Source organism: Pseudomonas sp. R3-56 (genome assembly GCF_051132075.1).
Classification (GTDB): Bacteria; Pseudomonadota; Gammaproteobacteria; order Pseudomonadales; family Pseudomonadaceae; genus Aquipseudomonas.
Genome location: NZ_CP071657.1, coordinates 5580129 through 5595750, shown reverse-complemented (window position 1 = coordinate 5595750; position 15622 = coordinate 5580129). Strand labels below are relative to the sequence as shown.

Here is a 15622-nt window from a genome sequence, read left to right as displayed (position 1 = left end):
CGCACCGAATGGCCAATTCCGACCAGCAATCGAGCATGAAGATTTACTTGCGATTGCTGAAATACGTTCTCCCGTATTGGGGCGCTTTCGCCGTCAGTATCGTTGGCTTCGTGTTGTTTGCATCCAGCCAGCCGATGCTGGCGGACATGCTCAAGCATTTTCTCGACGCGCTGCAAAAGCCCAATGACACCCGCTTCATGGGGGTCTCGCTGGTGCTCGGGGTGCCGCTGCTGATCGTGCTGATCGCGGTTTACCAGGGGATCGGTTCGTTCCTGGGCAACTACTATCTGGCCAAGGTCGCCCGGGGCGTCGTCCATGACTTGCGTTGCGCGCTGTTCGACAACCTGCTGACCTTGCCCAACCGTTATTTCGACAACCATAACTCCGGCCACCTGATTTCCCGTATCACTTACAACGTGACCATGGTCACCGGCGCCGCCACCGATGCCATCAAGGTTGTCATCCGGGAAGGCCTGACCGTGGTGTTCCTGTTCGGCTACCTGCTTTACAGCAACTGGAAAATGACCCTGGTATTGCTGGCGATCCTGCCGGTCATTGCCGTGCTGGTGAGTAGCGCCAGCAAGAAATTCCGTAAGCAGAGCAAGAAGATCCAGGTGGCGATGGGCGATGTGACCCACGTGGCGTCGGAAACCATCCAGGGCTACCGCGTGGTACGCAGCTTCGGCGGCGAACACTACGAAATCGAGCGGTTTCACAAGGCCAGCGCCGACAACATGAACCGCAGCCTGGGCATGACGCGGACCCAGTCGATCTACACGCCGATGCTGCAACTGGTGATCTATATCGGCATGGCCGTGTTGATGTACCTGGTGCTTTACCTGCGTGGCGATGCGTCGGCAGGGGAACTGGTCGCCTACATCACCGCCGCCGGTCTGCTACCCAAGCCTATCCGCCAGTTGTCGGAAGTCAGCGCCACGATCCAGAAAGGACTGGCCGCGGCGGAAAGCATTTTCGAGCAGCTCGACGAAGAGCCCGAAATCGATACCGGCACCCAGGAAATGGTCCGGGTCAACGGTCGCCTGGAAGTGCGCAACCTGAGCTTCCAATACCCGGGTACGGAAAAGCTGGTGCTCGACGATATCTCCTTCACCGCCGAAGAGGGCCAGATGATCGCCCTCGTAGGGCGCTCGGGCAGCGGCAAGTCGACCCTTGCCAACCTCATCCCACGGTTCTATCACCACGACAAGGGCCAGATATTGCTCGACGGCGTGGATGTCGAGCAGTACCGGTTGACCAATCTGCGTCGGCACATTGCCCTGGTGAACCAGCAGGTCACGCTGTTCAACGACAGTGTCACCAACAACATCGCCTATGGCGATCTTGCCGGCGCACCGTTCGAAGACGTCCGCAGGGCTGCCGAAGATGCCTACGCGGCCGAGTTCATCGAGCAGATGCCCCAGGGTTACGACACCCTGGTGGGCGAGAACGGCGTGCTGCTATCCGGCGGCCAGCGCCAGCGCCTGGCGATTGCCCGGGCGTTGCTCAAGAACGCTCCGCTGCTGATCCTCGATGAAGCCACCTCGGCGCTGGACACCGAGTCCGAGCGGCACATCCAGGCAGCCCTCGACCAGGTGATGAAAGGGCGCACCACGTTGGTCATCGCCCACCGGTTATCGACGATCGAGAAAGCCGACCTCATCCTGCTGATGGACAAGGGCCGCATCGTCGAGCGCGGTACCCACGCCGAGTTGCTGGCGCTGAATGGCTTCTACGCACGCTTGCACGAGAAGGACTTCGTCGAGGCTACCGACGAGGTGGCGAAGGAGACCTTCGTTTGATCCTGAGTTACTGGCGGGCCTGGCGCGAGAACGGTTGGACCCCCATAGACGCAGTGGCTTACGCCCAAGCCTGGCATCAATTCGGTGGCAGCGTGGCGACACACCCTGATGTGGTCGAGCGCCTGGCCGGACTGGTGGGCATTCCGGTGCGCTACCTGGGCTGGCTCGTTGACGGCCAGTTGTGTGCCGCCATGCCTACCTGGGGCCGGCATGTGGCGCTGTCCAAGGATGTGCTCAAGCGTGAAGGCAAGCGTGGCATGCTCGACCTCGGCAATGCCGAGGTCATCCTGCCCGTCAGCCAAGGCGCCCAGGTTCGCCTGCGGCACCGCATGCGGTATGTGTCCGAGCTGAACGCCCCGCACATCATCGGCCTCGCCGAACAACCCGAAGGCCTGGCGCTGGCGCGTGAGCCCGAGGACTACAGCAAGAAGTTTCGCTACAACCAGCGCCGCGAGCAGCGCCTGCTGGAAGACGCCGGTGGCAGTATCCGGCCAATGCTCGACCTGAGCCCCGGCGAGCAGGCTGCGGTGTATGCCGACCTGTTCCAGCGTCGCTGGAATTTCGAAGCCCCCGGCAAGACCCATCTGGCCGAGGTGTTCAGCCTGATGCGCGAATTCATGACCGGCTCGCTGATCTATTTGAATGACGAACCGGTGGCGATCCAGATTCTGTATCGGGTCGAGGCGCCCGGCTGGTTCAGCCTGGAATATATCAATGGCGGAGTTGACCCGCAGAGCCGCGATTTCAGCCCGGGCAGCGTACTCAGCTTCGTCAACACCCAGGCACAATGGGAGCACGCCCGGGCAGCGGGCAAACCGTTACGCTACTCGTTCGGCCGCGCCGATCGCGAATACAAGGATCGCTGGTGCAACCGGGTTCCGGTCTACCAGGTTTGAGCCAGGACACGCAGCTGATGAACGAGGGAACAGCACCGTGAGTGCACGCAAGCAGCAACTGCTCAAACGCCACCGTCAACGCAAGCGCCTGGTTCTGGCCGGCGCGCTGCTGGCGGCGCTGGTGCTCGGCTTCACGGTCTCGTGGTGGTCGTTGCCGGTGTTTCTCCTGTTGGGCTGGGTGGCTCATGAAGCGTGGTTCTCCGACCATCTGTTCTATGCTCCGAGCGATGATTATCGCTATGACTTTCCGCCAGATACCCCGCAATTTCCCGTCACGCTGAGCGGCGGACGCCTGCACGTCACGGGTCAGTTCGATGCCCGGCAGACGCTGATCCTGCAGGTGCGGATAAAAAGTCATTGGCTGGGGCGCTTCCTCGACCCACAGGTGTGGATCGGTGAGGATCGCCAGGATTTTGAACGGGGCGTCTGTGGCGAGCGCTTCCTCAATCTGTCCGGGCAAGGGCCGGCGCTGACGGCCGGAACCCTGGCCTTGCGCGGACGTTTTTGCAGCCTGGCTCCAGGGGCAACGTTGCATGTACTGAGCAACCCGGATTTCGCCCGGCAGCGCCTGCTGATCGTCGCGCCCCATGCCGATGACGCCGAACTCGCGGCGTTCGGGCTGTACAGCCGTGCCAGCGAGGTTGCGATCGTTACGCTGACCCAGGGTGAGATCGAGGCCGAGCGTTATCGCGACATGGGCCTGGATCCCGCCGAGGCCGCTCGTCTCAAGGGTCGCCTGCGCAGTTGGGACAGCTTGGCCGTGCCATTGTGGGGGGGCGTGGCGCAACAGCAGTGCGTGCAACTGGGTTACTACTGCCTGCAATTGGCGGCCATGGCCAAGTCGCCGGACCAGGGCTTTGGCTCGCGGGAGTCGGCCGAGAGCGATATCCGCGAAGCCCGGCGGTTCAATGCCTTGAACCTGCCGGGTGACGCGGATGGCCTGCCGACGTGGCGCAACCTGGTGGCCGACCTTGCGCGGCTGCTCGAACATCACCGGCCCGAGGTGGTGCTGACGCCGCACCCCGAGCTGGACCCCCACAGCGATCATGTCGCCAGTACCCGGGCGCTGATGGAGGCGATCGAACTCAGCACCTGGCGGCCACAGACATTGCTGCTCTATGCCAATCACCTGCACGACAACGACCGCTGGCCGATGGGCCCGGCGGGCCATGGCATTGCGCTGCCGCCGGCCATCGAACCGTTGCCGGCCGATGGGCTGTGGAGCCCGTCGCTGGACGCTTCCACCCGCATGGACAAGGCCATGGCCCTGGGCATGCAGCATGACTTGCAGGGCCGACCTCCATTCAAGCGACGGCTGCGCCGTATCATCCAGCGACTGCTGGCCGGGCGCCGCTGGCCCAGCACCGGAGAAGACGAATTTTTCCGCAAGGCGGTTCGGCGCCACGAGCTTTTCTGGGTCCGGCAGCTGAATGGGACGCCGCCGGAGGACGACCAGGCCCGTCGACCTTGAACCGTCGGGGTGCCTCGGCCAGCCCGTGCAGCTCATCCGATAACCGCCATGGACGAGCCTTCCCCAACCCTGTGCTAATATCGCGCCCCTGTTCATTTTGTATGTGGGATGCTCCATGAAGTTGTCCATGCCGCGATTCGATCAAGCCCCTGTATTGGTGGTCGGCGATGTCATGCTCGACCGCTATTGGCATGGCGGTACATCACGGATTTCCCCCGAGGCACCGGTGCCGGTGGTCAGGGTCGAGCATATCGAGGATCGGCCCGGTGGCGCCGCCAACGTCGCCCTGAACATTGCCGCGCTCGGCGCACCGGCGTCCCTGGTCGGCGTGACCGGCGACGACGAAGCCGCCGACAGCCTGGCCAACAGCCTCAAGGGCGCGGGCGTGCGGGCGATATTCCAGCGCATTGCGCACCAGCCGACGATCGTCAAGTTGCGGGTCATCAGCCGCCATCAACAACTGTTGCGGATCGACTTCGAAGAACCGTTTGCCACCGATCCCCTGGCCCTTGGCGCCGAGGTCGATCAACTGCTCGAAGGCATCAAGGTGCTGGTGTTGTCGGACTACGGCAAGGGCGCCTTGAAAAATCACCAGACGCTGATCCAGGCGGCTCGTGCCCGGGGTATTCCGGTGTTGGCCGACCCCAAGGGCAAGGATTTTTCCATCTACCGTGGCGCGAGCCTGATCACCCCGAACCTCAGCGAATTCGAGACCATCGTCGGTGGCTGCGCCGACGAGCACGAGCTGGTGAGCAAAGGCGCACAGCTGATGCACGACCTGGAGCTCGGTGCGCTGCTGGTCACCCGGGGCGAACATGGCATGACCTTGTTGCGTCCCGATCATCCGGCGCTGCACCTGCCGGCCCGTGCCCGTGAGGTATTCGACGTGACGGGTGCCGGCGATACGGTGATTTCCACACTGGCGGCGGCCATCGCCGCTGGCGAGGAACTGCCTCATGCGGTGGCCCTGGCGAACCTCGCGGCGGGTATCGTGGTTGGCAAACTGGGTACGGCGGCCATCAGCGCTCCGGAGCTGCGTCGCGCCATCCAGCGTGAGGAGGGTTCCGAGCGTGGCGTGCTCGGGCTGGAGCAGTTGCTGCTGGCCGTCGACGACGCCCGCGCGCACAACGAAACAATCGTGTTCACCAACGGTTGCTTTGACATCCTCCATGCCGGCCATGTGACGTACCTCGAACAGGCCAGGGCCCAAGGCGATCGCCTGATCGTCGCGGTTAACGACGATGCCTCCGTGAGTCGTCTCAAAGGGCCGGGCCGGCCGATCAACAGCGTTGACCGCCGCATGGCCGTGCTGGCCGGCCTTGGCGCGGTGGACTGGGTGATCAGCTTCAGTGAAGGCACGCCGGAAAACCTGCTGCGTCAGGTCAAGCCGGACGTGTTGGTCAAGGGCGGTGACTATGGCATCGACCAGGTCGTCGGCGCCGATATCGTCGCGGCTTATGGCGGCACCGTGAAGGTGCTGGGGCTGGTGGAGAACAGCTCGACGACGGCGATTGTGGAGAAGATCCGCAATAACTGAGCTGGCTCAAGCTAACGCACTTGTGAGCGAGGGCTCTTGTGGCGAGGGGATTTATCCCCGCTGGGCTGCGAAGCGGCCCCGTTTTTTTGCGGTTGCTGCGCAACCGAGCGGGGATAAATCCCCTCGCCACAGGTCCTGCAATCGACCATTGTTAGCGCTGCCTTGACTAACGCACCACCTTGCGTGGCACGATCTTCTTGAGCAACTGCCGGGCCTTGCCCTTCAATCGGGTCAGCCCGGATTCTTTTCCTGGCGGCGTCAGCCCTTGCTGGCGCAGCCAGTCCTTCCAGCGAATCCGCTCCTCGCGCACCAGCCAGCCGTCCTGCCGGGCGAAGCTCTCCGCCAGATACAAGCCTCGGGTACTGGCCGGGTATAACTGGTCCTTCTTCAACGTATACAGCTCGGGCAAGGGTTGCCCGTCCTGCAGCGGCATCAGGTAGAGATCGGGCCGCTTGCGGTCCAGGCGCGCGACCAGTTGGTCGCCCTCCAGGCGTTCATCGACATGGAACAGGCTCAGGGACTTGGCTTCCTTGGGTACATCCAGGCGCAAATCGTAGATCAACTGCAGCGATGCCGTGGGCAAATGGACGTAGGCCCTTGGGCGTTCGATCAGTTGCAGGTTGGCGCAGCGCACCGGGCGAGCCGAGCCCGATAGCGGGGCCAGCCGAAACGGCAAGGCCTCACGGTAATGCAGGGCGCTTGAATAGGGCGCCGGCAACCACGTGTCGTTGAAACGTCCGCCGAGCCAGCCTTCAGGGGTTTCCAGCAGGCATTCTTCGGCTATTTCGTTGATCGCGGTGAGCAGTGGCAGGTTCAGTTCATGGGCCGGGACGTAGCCGGAAATCAGCTTGAGCACTACATCGCCGCGATCCTGGCGGCGTTGACGCACGAGCACCCAATAATCGCGGTTCTGCCAATGCAGCGTCAGGCGCACCGAGACGCCCAGGTTCGCCAGCTCCACGGAAAAACGCTCGGCATCGTCGACTGTCACGGGGCGGCGCCGCTGCAAAGTCTGGGCAAAATTCAGCGGCATGCCCACGCTCTGGTATGTCAGGCCTTCGGGCGTTGCTTCGACAGCGAGGGGCAGGGTCTTGAAGTTGCTCGGGTTTTTTCTGATGAGCGTACGCGGCATGTCGGCTCCTTGCTTAAGACCGCGTAGGCGGCGTCAGTTTTTACGCAGGACCTTGGCTACGGTCGCGACGTTATGGGCGAGGTGCAGCGGATTGATGGTGCCGACAATAGCACTGGCAACCCCGGGATGCTCAAACAACAGTTCGAAGCTGGTGCGAACCGGGTCTTCGCCGGGGCTCAGGCAGACGTGACCGCTGGCCAGGGCTTTTTTTACCAGGATCGCCTTGCCGTGCTCGCTTGCGTAGTCAATGACCGCCTTTTCGCTTCGTTCGTTCAGATTGTAGGTGACCATCGCACAATCACCTTGCTCCAGAGCTTTCAAGCCACCGTCGACGGTCTTGCCGGAGAAACCGAAGCCACCGATCTTGCCCTCGCGCTTGAGGGCCGCCAGGGTCGGGTAGACCTCGCTGTCGTTGAGGATCGCCAGGTCGTTGCCGTCCGAGTGCACCAGTACCAGGTCGATATACTCGGTTTCCAGGCGTTTGAGACTGCGCTCCACCGAAAACCGCGTATGGGCGGCGCTGAAGTCGTGGCGCGACTGGCCATCGCTGAACTCCTCACCGACCTTGCTGACGATCACCCAGTCGTGACGCTGGCCGCGCAGCAGTGGGCCGAGGCGTTCTTCGCTGTGCCCATAAGCCGGTGCGGTGTCGATCAGGTTGATGCCCAGCTCGCGGGCCAGCTTGAGTAGCATGCGCGCTTCGCTGTCATCCGGGATGCGAAAACCGTTGGGGTACTTGACGCCCTGGTCGCGGCCAAGCTTGACCGTGCCCAGGCCCAGGGGAGAAACCAGCGGGCCGTTATGGCCCAGCGGGCGATGCAGGTCGTGCAGGGTCGGTAGGCTCATGGCAACAATTGCTCCCAGGCGGGGACGCCCATGGGCGGTTTCGGCAGGGCCGGCAGCGGCGCGGGGTGGCTGGGCTGGATGCCGTCGCGTTGCAGCGCGGTGATGACCCGGTCGGAAAAATCCGGGGCCAGTGCCAGCTTGGTCGGCCAACCCACCAGCAGGCGTCCTTGCTCGGCGACAAAAGCATTGTCCGGACGGGTCAGGCCCGATTGCAGCGGTTCGGCGCGCGCGACCCGCAGCGTGGCCCATTGCGCCGTACTGAGGTCGATCCACGGCAGCAACTGGCTGATTTCTTTCTGGGCGACGGCAATCTGCGCGGCGGGTTCGCGAGCGACGGCATCGCCCTCGGCGAGGTCGCCACCCAGGTACCAGACCCACTGGCCGTCGGCTGCCGGGTGGGTGGTCACGGTGACGCGTGGCTTCGGTCCGCCGCCCAGGCAGTGCGCATACAATGGCTTGAGGCTCGGCCCCTTGACCAGCACCATGTGCAGCGGCCGGGTCTGCATGGCCGGCTGATCCAGGCCAAGGGCCTTGAGCAAGTCGGCAGTACCTCCGCCAGCACTGAGGACAATGCGTTGGGCGCGGATCTCGCGGTCGTCGACCTTCAGCCCGACCAGCTCGCCCTGTTCGTGCAAGGGTTCGATGCGCTGTCCGGCCAGCAGGCTGTCGCCGGCCAGGTCCGCCAGGCGGGCAATCAGGCTGGGAACGTCCACCACCAGCTCGGCGAGGCGGTAGACCTTGCCCTTGAAGCGCTTGTCCTGCAGGGCCGGCGGCAGTTGCTCGCCCTTGACCTGGTCGACGCGACCGCGCACGGCCTTGCTGGCGAAGAAACTGGTCAGGTTGCCGGCCAGGGTGCCGGGAGACCAGAGGTAATGAGCGTCGGACAACATGCGTACGCCGGATAGATCCAACTCACCGTCGCCCTTCAGGGCTTCGCGCCAGCGGCGCGGCATGTCGGCGATGGCTTCCGAGGCGCCGGTCAGGGCTCCGTGCAGCGCGTATTTGGCGCCCCCATGGATGATGCCCTGGGATTTGACACTCTGCCCGCCACCGAGGCTGGCGCTTTCCACCAGCACGGTTGAAAACCCCTGGCGGCGCAAGCGCGCGTTCAGCCAGAGGCCGGCGACTCCGGCGCCGACAATCAGGATGTCGGTGGAAATAACGGATGGCATGCAGCGACCTCAGTGTTCAAGACGAGGGCGCAGTATACAGACTCGGTGCGGGTGGAATTTGCTGATGGTCAAGGTGACGAGTTGCGAAGGGCTTTTGTGGCGAGGAAGCTTGCTCCCGCTGGGCTGCGTAGCGGCCCTGAAGGCTTGGGACCGCTGCGCGATCCAGCGGGAGCAAGCTCCCTCGCCACGATGCATTCCGGTCCATAAACGATGTGTTTCAGTGCCCGGCGGTTTTGGAAAACAACTGAATCACCACCACCCCCAGCACGATCAACGCCATCCCCAGCATCGCCGGTACGTCGAGTTTCTGGCCGTAGATGAATAGCGCCGCCACGCTGACCATGACGATGCCCATCCCGGCCCAGACCGCGTAGGCCACGCCTACCGGTACGGTGCGCACCACCAGCGTCAGCATCCAGAACGCAATGCCGTAACCGGCGACGACCAGCAGCAGGGGCAGCGGTGTGCTCAAGCCTTTGACCGCTTTCATCGAAACGGTGGCGATCACTTCAGCGCAGATGGCGATGGCCAGGTAGTAGTAGGCGTTCATGGGCAGATCCTCATTGGCGGTTGCGTGTTTCGATGGGGACATTCTAGAGAACGAGCAGATGCGGTAAAGTCATTACCTATCTGTTATGGAGATAGGTTGCGCCATGAATGTTCAATGGAATCTGGAGCAGTTGCGGCTGTTTGTCGGTGTGGCCGAGAAACGCTCGTTTTCCGCCGTGGCTAGGGACCAGCGCAAGGCGCAATCGGCCATCAGCAACGCGATTGCCCTGCTCGAAGCCGACCTTGGCGTGAACCTGTTCGAGCGCAGCAGCGGCCGCCAGCCCCGGCTCACCGATGCGGGCGAGACGCTGCTGGAAGAGGCGCGGGAAGTGTTGCGCCAATGCGAGCGGCTCAACGGTCGAGCCCTGGCCTTGATGCGCGGGCAGGAGGCTTCGCTGCGCCTGGCCCAGGATGAAGCCATGCCCTATCAACCGGTAATCGACAGCCTGGTGGCGCTGGCCGAGCAGTTTCCAACGCTCGAAGTGCAACTGGCCAGCGCCGCCCAGGGCGACGTGGCGCGCAAACTGGTGGAGCGTCGCGCCGATCTCGGCTTGCTGTTCTATCACGATCAGATCCCAGAGGCGCTGGAGCGGCGGGTGCTGGGCAGCGTCGAGATGGTCACGGTGTGTGGCCGGGGCCATTCACTGGCGCACCATGGTTATGTGTCGTGCCGGGAAATGGCCCGGCACCGGCAGTTGCTGATGGCGACCCAGACCAGCGTCTACCCCGGCAGCGAGCAGGCCAGCCCGCAGGTCTGGCGCGCCGACAGCTTCTATGTGCTGGCCGAATGGCTCAGAAGTGGCCTGGGCTGGGCCTGGCTCCCTCGCCACGTTGTGCAATACCCGGCCTATCTGGGAGAGATGGTCGAGCTGAGCAGCGAATGGACCCCGCCGGCCCTGGTGGTGGAGCTGGTCTGGCGTCGCGATGAACCGCTGGGCCCGGCCGCGCGCTGGCTGGCGGAACGTTTTGCCGTGCAGTTGCAGGCGATTGGCTGAAAAACCGATAAACTCCGCCGCCATGAACAGAACTCTCTATAGCGCATTGTTTTATCTGGGGCTGCCGCTGGTGGCGATTCGGCTGTGGTTGCGGGCACGCAAGGCGCCGGCGTATGCCCGGCGCATCGGCGAGCGGTTTGCGTGGGGCTTGCCGACGCTGGTGCCGGGCGGCATCTGGGTCCATGCGGTGTCGGTGGGCGAGAGCATTGCCGCCGCGCCGATGATCCGCGCCTTGCTGCAACGTTATCCACAGCTGCCGATCACGGTGACGTGCATGACGCCCACCGGTTCGGAGCGGATCAAGGCGTTATTCGCCGAGGAGTCGCGCGTCCAGCACTGCTATCTGCCTTATGACCTGCCTTGCGCGGCCAGGCGTTTTCTCGACCAGGTCCGGCCGAAACTGGCGGTGATCATGGAAACCGAGCTGTGGCCCAACCACATCCATCAGTGCGCCAGGCGCGGTATCCCGGTGGCGTTGGCCAATGCCCGGCTGTCGGAGCGTTCGGCGCGCGGTTATGCGCGCTTCCCCAGTCTCACCCGGCCAATGCTCGGCGAAATGAGCCTGTTTGCCGTGCAAACCGAAGCCGAGGCCGAGCGGTTTCGCCAACTCGGTGCCCGAGCCGGAACCGTCGAGGTGACGGGCTCGATCAAGTTCGACCTGACCATCGACCCGCAACTGCTCGAAACCGCCAGCGCCTTGCGCCGCCAATGGCAAGCCGTGGACCGCCCGGTGTGGATCGCCGCCAGCACCCATGACGGCGAGGATGAAGTGGTATTGGCAGCCCACCAACGGCTGCTCGCCAGTTATCCCGATGCGTTGTTGATCCTGGTGCCGCGGCATCCGGAACGCTTCGATTCGGTGGCGCAGTTGTGTGAGCGTGAAGGTTTCGCCACGGTCCGGCGTTCCAGTGCTCAGCCGGTTACTGCGCAGACGTCAGTACTGCTGGGCGACACCATGGGCGAGCTGCTGTTTCTCTACGCGCTGGCCGACAGTGCTTTTGTCGGCGGCAGCCTGGTGCCCAACGGCGGGCACAATCTGCTTGAACCGGCGGCGCTGGCAAAACCGGTCCTCAGTGGGCCGCACCTGTTCAACTTCCTTGAAATCGCCGCGCAACTACGGGCGGCCGGGGCGTTGCAGGAAGTCGAAGATGCCGAAAGCCTGGCCCTGGCGGTACAGCGCCTGTTCGAACTGCCCCGTGATGCCCAGCGCATGGCCGAGGCGGGGTTGAAGGTGATGCGCAGCAACCAGGGCGCGTTGCAGCGATTGCTGGACGGGTTGGGGCGGTTGCTCGATTGAGCTTTTGTGGCGAGGGAGCTTGCTCCCGCTCGGCTGCGAAGCAGTCGTAAAATCGGCACTACCGTTCTGGCTGGCGGAACGCGGTGACTGGCCTTGGGCCTGCTTGGCAGGCCAGCGGGAGCAAGCTCCCTCGCCACAGGGGGATTGCTTGCAGGTGTGCTACTGCGCCGGCCGCGAGCGCAACTGCTCTGCTGCCGCCTGTGCCAGGTCCGGCGGCAGGAAGTCTTTGTCCGGGTTGTAGTCGGGCTTGAGGTAGCGTGACAGGGCCTGCAGGTCTTCCGGGCTCAACGTCCCGGCGGCCTGTTTGAGGCGCAGATTGTCGAGGATGTAGTCGTACCGGGCGTTGTTGTAATCGCGCACCGAAGTGTACAGCTGGCGCTGGGCGTCGAGCACATCGACGATGTTGCGGGTACCCACCTGATAGCCGATCTCCGTGGCATCCACCGCACTCTGGTTGGAAATGATCGACTGGCGCCGGGCCTGGACCTGTTCCACATCGGTGTTCACCGCGCGATGCAGGTTGCGGGTGTTCTCCACCACCTGGCGGCGCAGGCCTTCGCGCTGCTGTTCGGTCTGGGTGAGTTGCGAGTAGGACTCGCGCACCTGGGAGCTGGTCAGCCCGCCGCTGTAGATCGGAATGCTCAATTGCAGGCCGATGGTGCGTTGCTCGGCGTCGCCACCGTAGCGCTGGCCGGTGGGGTTCGGGTTGGTAAAGCCGAGGCCGTCGTTGTCACCTTTGCGGTATTGCGCGATGGCGTCGAGGGTTGGCGCGTGGCCGGCCTTGCGCTGGCGCAGGGTGTCTTCGGCGGCGGTGACGGCGTAGTTGCTGGCCAGCAGGTTGAGGTTCTGCCTGGCGGCGGTGTCGACCCAGGCCTTGGCGTCGTTGGGCGCCGGCGGCAGGATCGGCAGGGTGTGGACGACGCCCTGGATCGCATTGTATTGGCGGTTGGTCAGGGTGATCAACGCTTCAAAGGCATCTTCGACCTGGCGCTGCGCGATGATCCGGTTGGCCCGGGCGGTATCGTAGCTGGCCTGGGATTGCAGCACGTCGGTCTTGTCCGAAAGACCGACGTCGAAGCGTTCGTTGGACTGGTCGAGCTGGCGCTTGAACGCGGCTTCCTCGGCCTTGGTCGAGGCCAGGTTGTCCTGGCTGCGCAGCACATTGAAATAGGCTTCGGCGCTTTGCAGGATCAGGTTCTGCTCGGTGGCCGACAACTGCAGCGACGCTTGTTCGTTGACCGATTTGGCGGCCTGCAACTGGAACCAGCGGTCGGCGCGGAAAATCGGCTGGGACAAGGTGGCCTGGTACACCGTCGAGCTGCGGGTGGCGGTCATCGCCGGCTGGTCGAGCTCGGTGCGGGTATTGTTCAGGTCGGCTCCGGCCGAAAGATTGGGCAACAGCCCGGCGCGGGCCTGGGGCACCACTTCTTTCTGGGCGCCGTATTGGGCGCGGGCGGCGGCCAGGTCGGCGTTGTTGTCCACCGCTTCCTGGTACACGCTGACCAGGTCGGTTCGGGTGGATAACGGGGCTTCGGCGGCCCAGGCCATTCCATTGGTCGCACAAGACACGGCAAGGGCCAGTGAGAGTTTGCGCAGCATGAGGCGATCCCTACGTTCAAGATTGAATGCGCATAACAGGCGCGCGGCGTAGCGAGTGTAGTTGCGCCTACGCACGGCAACAATCCTGTATATGCGCCATTCATCACGGCTTTTGCCCTGGCGATGGCGTTCTGCGCCGGTTGTGTCTAGACTGGCCGGGTTCTTGTCGGGGTGCCTTGCTATGAGGCTGAGATCGAATAATTTCGGATCCCGTTGAACCTGATCAGGTTAGCGCCTGCGTAGGGAACAAGATTTCTCGTCACCCGGCGAGTCCTCTTGTGCTTCGTCCGGGATGTTGTTCGACAATCGACTTTCGATCTTCGAACAGGCTCGAGCAGCAAGCACAGCGTTCGCACTTTCGTGCAGGGACGCGTCCATTCGCCACAGGTTCGCTCCGACAAAAATCCACTGCCTGGATGTGTGTCTGGAGAGCCCGTGATGACGACAAAATCAAAAAACGCGACCAACCTCAGTGAATCGGCCCAGGTCGATCAGCAATCGGTCCAACCGTTTACCCGCTCGCAAAAAATCTACGTCCAGGGCAGTCGCCCGGATATCCGCGTGCCGATGCGCGAAATCAGCCTCGACGTGACCCCCACCGACTTCGGCGGCGAAATCAACGCGCCAGTGGTGGTGTATGACACCTCGGGGCCCTACACCGACCCGAACGTGGCCATTGATGTGCGCAAGGGCCTGGCCGATGTGCGCTCGCCGTGGATCGAAGCCCGTGGCGACACCGAGCGTCTCGCCGGCCTGAGTTCCAATTTCGGCCAGGAACGCCTGGCCGATCCCGAGCTGACCAAGCTGCGCTTCGCCCATGTGAACAACCCGCGTCGCGCCAAGCCAGGCGCCAACGTCAGCCAGATGCACTACGCGCGCCAAGGCATCATCACCGCTGAGATGGAATACGTCGCCATCCGCGAAAATATGAAGCTGGAAGTGGCCCGCGCCGCCGGCCTGCTGGACCAGCAACATGCCGGTCACAGCTTCGGCGCCAGCGTGCCGAAAGTCATCACCCCGGAATTCGTCCGTGACGAAATCGCCCGTGGCCGTGCGATCATTCCGGCCAACATCAACCACACCGAACTGGAACCGATGATCATCGGCCGTAACTTCCTGGTGAAGATCAACGGCAACATCGGCAACAGCGCGCTGGGTTCGTCCATCGAAGAAGAAGTGGCGAAGCTGACATGGGGCATCCGCTGGGGTTCGGACACGGTCATGGACCTGTCCACCGGCAAGCACATCCACGAAACCCGCGAGTGGATCATCCGCAACTCGCCGGTGCCGATCGGCACCGTGCCGATCTACCAGGCCCTGGAAAAAGTCGGCGGCGTGGCCGAAGACCTGACCTGGGAGCTGTTTCGCGACACGCTGATCGAACAGGCCGAGCAGGGCGTCGACTACTTCACCATCCATGCCGGCGTGTTGCTGCGTTATGTGCCGATGACCGCCAAGCGCGTCACCGGTATCGTCAGCCGTGGCGGTTCGATCATGGCCAAGTGGTGCCTGGCGCACCACAAGGAAAACTTCCTCTACACCCACTTCGAAGACATCTGCGAAATCATGAAGGCCTACGACGTCAGCTTCTCGCTGGGCGACGGCCTGCGTCCGGGCTCGATTGCCGACGCCAACGACGAAGCGCAGTTCGGCGAGCTGGAAACCCTCGGCGAGCTGACCAAGATCGCCTGGAAGCACGACGTGCAGTGCATGATCGAAGGCCCCGGCCACGTGCCGATGCAGTTGATCAAGGAGAACATGGACAAGCAGCTGGAATGCTGTGACGAGGCGCCGTTCTACACCCTCGGACCGCTGACCACCGACATCGCGCCGGGCTACGATCACATCACCTCCGGCATCGGCGCGGCGATGATCGGCTGGTTCGGGTGCGCGATGCTCTGCTACGTCACGCCGAAGGAACACCTCGGCCTGCCGAACAAGGATGACGTCAAGACCGGAATCATCACCTACAAGATCGCCGCCCATGCGGCCGATCTGGCCAAAGGGCATCCGGGCGCGCAGATCCGTGACAACGCCTTGAGCAAGGCGCGGTTCGAGTTCCGCTGGGAAGACCAGTTCAACCTCGGCCTCGACCCCGACACCGCCCGCTCGTACCACGACGAAACCCTGCCGAAGGACTCGGCCAAGGTCGCGCATTTCTGTTCGATGTGCGGGCCGAAATTCTGCTCGATGAAAATTACCCAGGAAGTGCGTGAGTACGCGGCCAACCAGCGCATTGAAGCGGTGGATGTGGATGTCGCCCAGGGCTTGGCGGAGCAGGCGGAGCGGTTCAAGAAGGAAGGTAGTCAGCTTTACAAGAAAGTGTGAT

The 15622-nt window shown here is 63.3% G+C and carries 12 protein-coding genes and 1 riboswitch; of the genes, 7 read left to right on the top strand and 5 right to left on the bottom strand.

Features of this window, described 5'->3' with window-relative positions:
* The first annotated feature begins 8 nt into the window (after positions 1–8).
* The 4 genes from msbA to hldE all read left to right on the top strand — a co-directional run bounded on the left by msbA (position 9) and on the right by hldE (position 5703).
* Positions 9–1799 (top strand): lipid A export permease/ATP-binding protein MsbA, encoded by a 1791-nt coding sequence (gene msbA, locus J3P96_RS25420; RefSeq protein ID WP_434602631.1) that lies wholly within the window; start codon positions 9–11, stop codon positions 1797–1799.
* Positions 1799–2695 carry a GNAT family N-acetyltransferase gene (locus tag J3P96_RS25415; protein ID WP_434631519.1) on the top strand — a complete coding sequence of 299 codons (897 nt, stop codon included), beginning with the start codon at positions 1799–1801 and terminating at the stop codon, positions 2693–2695. Before msbA ends, J3P96_RS25415 begins: the two co-directional genes overlap by 1 nt.
* A 37-nt stretch (positions 2696–2732) precedes the next feature.
* Positions 2733–4166: a PIG-L deacetylase family protein gene (locus J3P96_RS25410; RefSeq protein WP_434653858.1), complete on the top strand. Its 1434-nt coding sequence runs from the start codon at positions 2733–2735 to the stop codon at positions 4164–4166.
* Positions 4167–4281: 115 nt separating this feature from the next.
* On the top strand, positions 4282–5703 hold the full coding sequence (hldE, locus tag J3P96_RS25405; protein WP_434570040.1) for a bifunctional D-glycero-beta-D-manno-heptose-7-phosphate kinase/D-glycero-beta-D-manno-heptose 1-phosphate adenylyltransferase HldE: 1422 nt from the start codon (positions 4282–4284) through the stop codon (positions 5701–5703).
* Positions 5704–5869: 166 nt separating this feature from the next.
* Here the strand turns inward: hldE and J3P96_RS25400 are convergent, their stop codons facing one another.
* The 4 genes from J3P96_RS25400 to J3P96_RS25385 form a co-directional block, all read right to left on the bottom strand.
* Positions 5870–6835 carry a metal ABC transporter ATPase gene (locus tag J3P96_RS25400; protein ID WP_305497250.1) on the bottom strand — a complete coding sequence of 322 codons (966 nt, stop codon included), beginning with the start codon at positions 6833–6835 and terminating at the stop codon, positions 5870–5872.
* Between the two features lie 33 nt (positions 6836–6868).
* Complete coding sequence (locus tag J3P96_RS25395; RefSeq protein ID WP_434653857.1) at positions 6869–7681, bottom strand: aldo/keto reductase; 813 nt, start codon at positions 7679–7681, stop codon at positions 6869–6871.
* The gene (locus tag J3P96_RS25390; protein ID WP_305497248.1) at positions 7678–8853 is read right to left on the bottom strand and encodes an NAD(P)/FAD-dependent oxidoreductase; all 1176 of its coding nucleotides are present in this window, start codon (positions 8851–8853) and stop codon (positions 7678–7680) included. The genes J3P96_RS25395 and J3P96_RS25390 overlap by 4 nt, the downstream gene beginning before the upstream one ends.
* A gap of 217 nt (positions 8854–9070) precedes the next feature.
* Positions 9071–9403 carry a DMT family transporter gene (locus J3P96_RS25385; RefSeq protein WP_305497247.1) on the bottom strand — a complete coding sequence of 111 codons (333 nt, stop codon included), beginning with the start codon at positions 9401–9403 and terminating at the stop codon, positions 9071–9073.
* 103 nt (positions 9404–9506) lie between these two features.
* Between J3P96_RS25385 and J3P96_RS25380 the strand changes: the two genes are divergently transcribed.
* Both J3P96_RS25380 and waaA read left to right on the top strand, forming a co-directional pair.
* Positions 9507–10397, top strand: coding sequence for a LysR family transcriptional regulator (locus J3P96_RS25380; RefSeq protein ID WP_434653855.1), 891 nt, complete (start codon positions 9507–9509; stop codon positions 10395–10397).
* A 22-nt stretch (positions 10398–10419) separates the two neighbouring features.
* Complete coding sequence (waaA, locus tag J3P96_RS25375; RefSeq protein WP_434653853.1) at positions 10420–11694, top strand: lipid IV(A) 3-deoxy-D-manno-octulosonic acid transferase; 1275 nt, start codon at positions 10420–10422, stop codon at positions 11692–11694.
* A 159-nt stretch (positions 11695–11853) separates the two neighbouring features.
* Here waaA and J3P96_RS25370 read toward each other — a convergent pair whose 3' ends face one another.
* Positions 11854–13293: a TolC family outer membrane protein gene (locus J3P96_RS25370; protein ID WP_305497244.1), complete on the bottom strand. Its 1440-nt coding sequence runs from the start codon at positions 13291–13293 to the stop codon at positions 11854–11856.
* A gap of 157 nt (positions 13294–13450) precedes the next feature.
* Positions 13451–13556: riboswitch (TPP riboswitch) on the top strand.
* A gap of 175 nt (positions 13557–13731) precedes the next feature.
* On the opposite strand from J3P96_RS25370, the gene thiC reads away from it, so the two are divergent.
* Positions 13732–15621: a phosphomethylpyrimidine synthase ThiC gene (thiC, locus tag J3P96_RS25365; protein ID WP_434653851.1), complete on the top strand. Its 1890-nt coding sequence runs from the start codon at positions 13732–13734 to the stop codon at positions 15619–15621.
* Position 15622 lies beyond the last annotated feature (1 nt).

What these genes read in the sequence shown, in the direction of transcription:
- J3P96_RS25395 (WP_434653857.1), bottom strand. Translation starts at nt 7,681, where the DNA reads ATGAGCCTACCGACCCTGCACGACCTGCATCGCCCGCTGGGCCATAAC.
- J3P96_RS25370 (WP_305497244.1), bottom strand. Translation starts at nt 13,293, where the DNA reads ATGCTGCGCAAACTCTCACTGGCCCTTGCCGTGTCTTGTGCGACCAAT.
- hldE (WP_434570040.1), top strand. Translation starts at nt 4,282, where the DNA reads ATGAAGTTGTCCATGCCGCGATTCGATCAAGCCCCTGTATTGGTGGTC.
- J3P96_RS25385 (WP_305497247.1), bottom strand. Translation starts at nt 9,403, where the DNA reads ATGAACGCCTACTACTACCTGGCCATCGCCATCTGCGCTGAAGTGATC.
- thiC (WP_434653851.1), top strand. Translation starts at nt 13,732, where the DNA reads ATGACGACAAAATCAAAAAACGCGACCAACCTCAGTGAATCGGCCCAG.
- msbA (WP_434602631.1), top strand. Translation starts at nt 9, where the DNA reads ATGGCCAATTCCGACCAGCAATCGAGCATGAAGATTTACTTGCGATTG.
- J3P96_RS25380 (WP_434653855.1), top strand. Translation starts at nt 9,507, where the DNA reads ATGAATGTTCAATGGAATCTGGAGCAGTTGCGGCTGTTTGTCGGTGTG.
- J3P96_RS25400 (WP_305497250.1), bottom strand. Translation starts at nt 6,835, where the DNA reads ATGCCGCGTACGCTCATCAGAAAAAACCCGAGCAACTTCAAGACCCTG.
- waaA (WP_434653853.1), top strand. Translation starts at nt 10,420, where the DNA reads ATGAACAGAACTCTCTATAGCGCATTGTTTTATCTGGGGCTGCCGCTG.
- J3P96_RS25390 (WP_305497248.1), bottom strand. Translation starts at nt 8,853, where the DNA reads ATGCCATCCGTTATTTCCACCGACATCCTGATTGTCGGCGCCGGAGTC.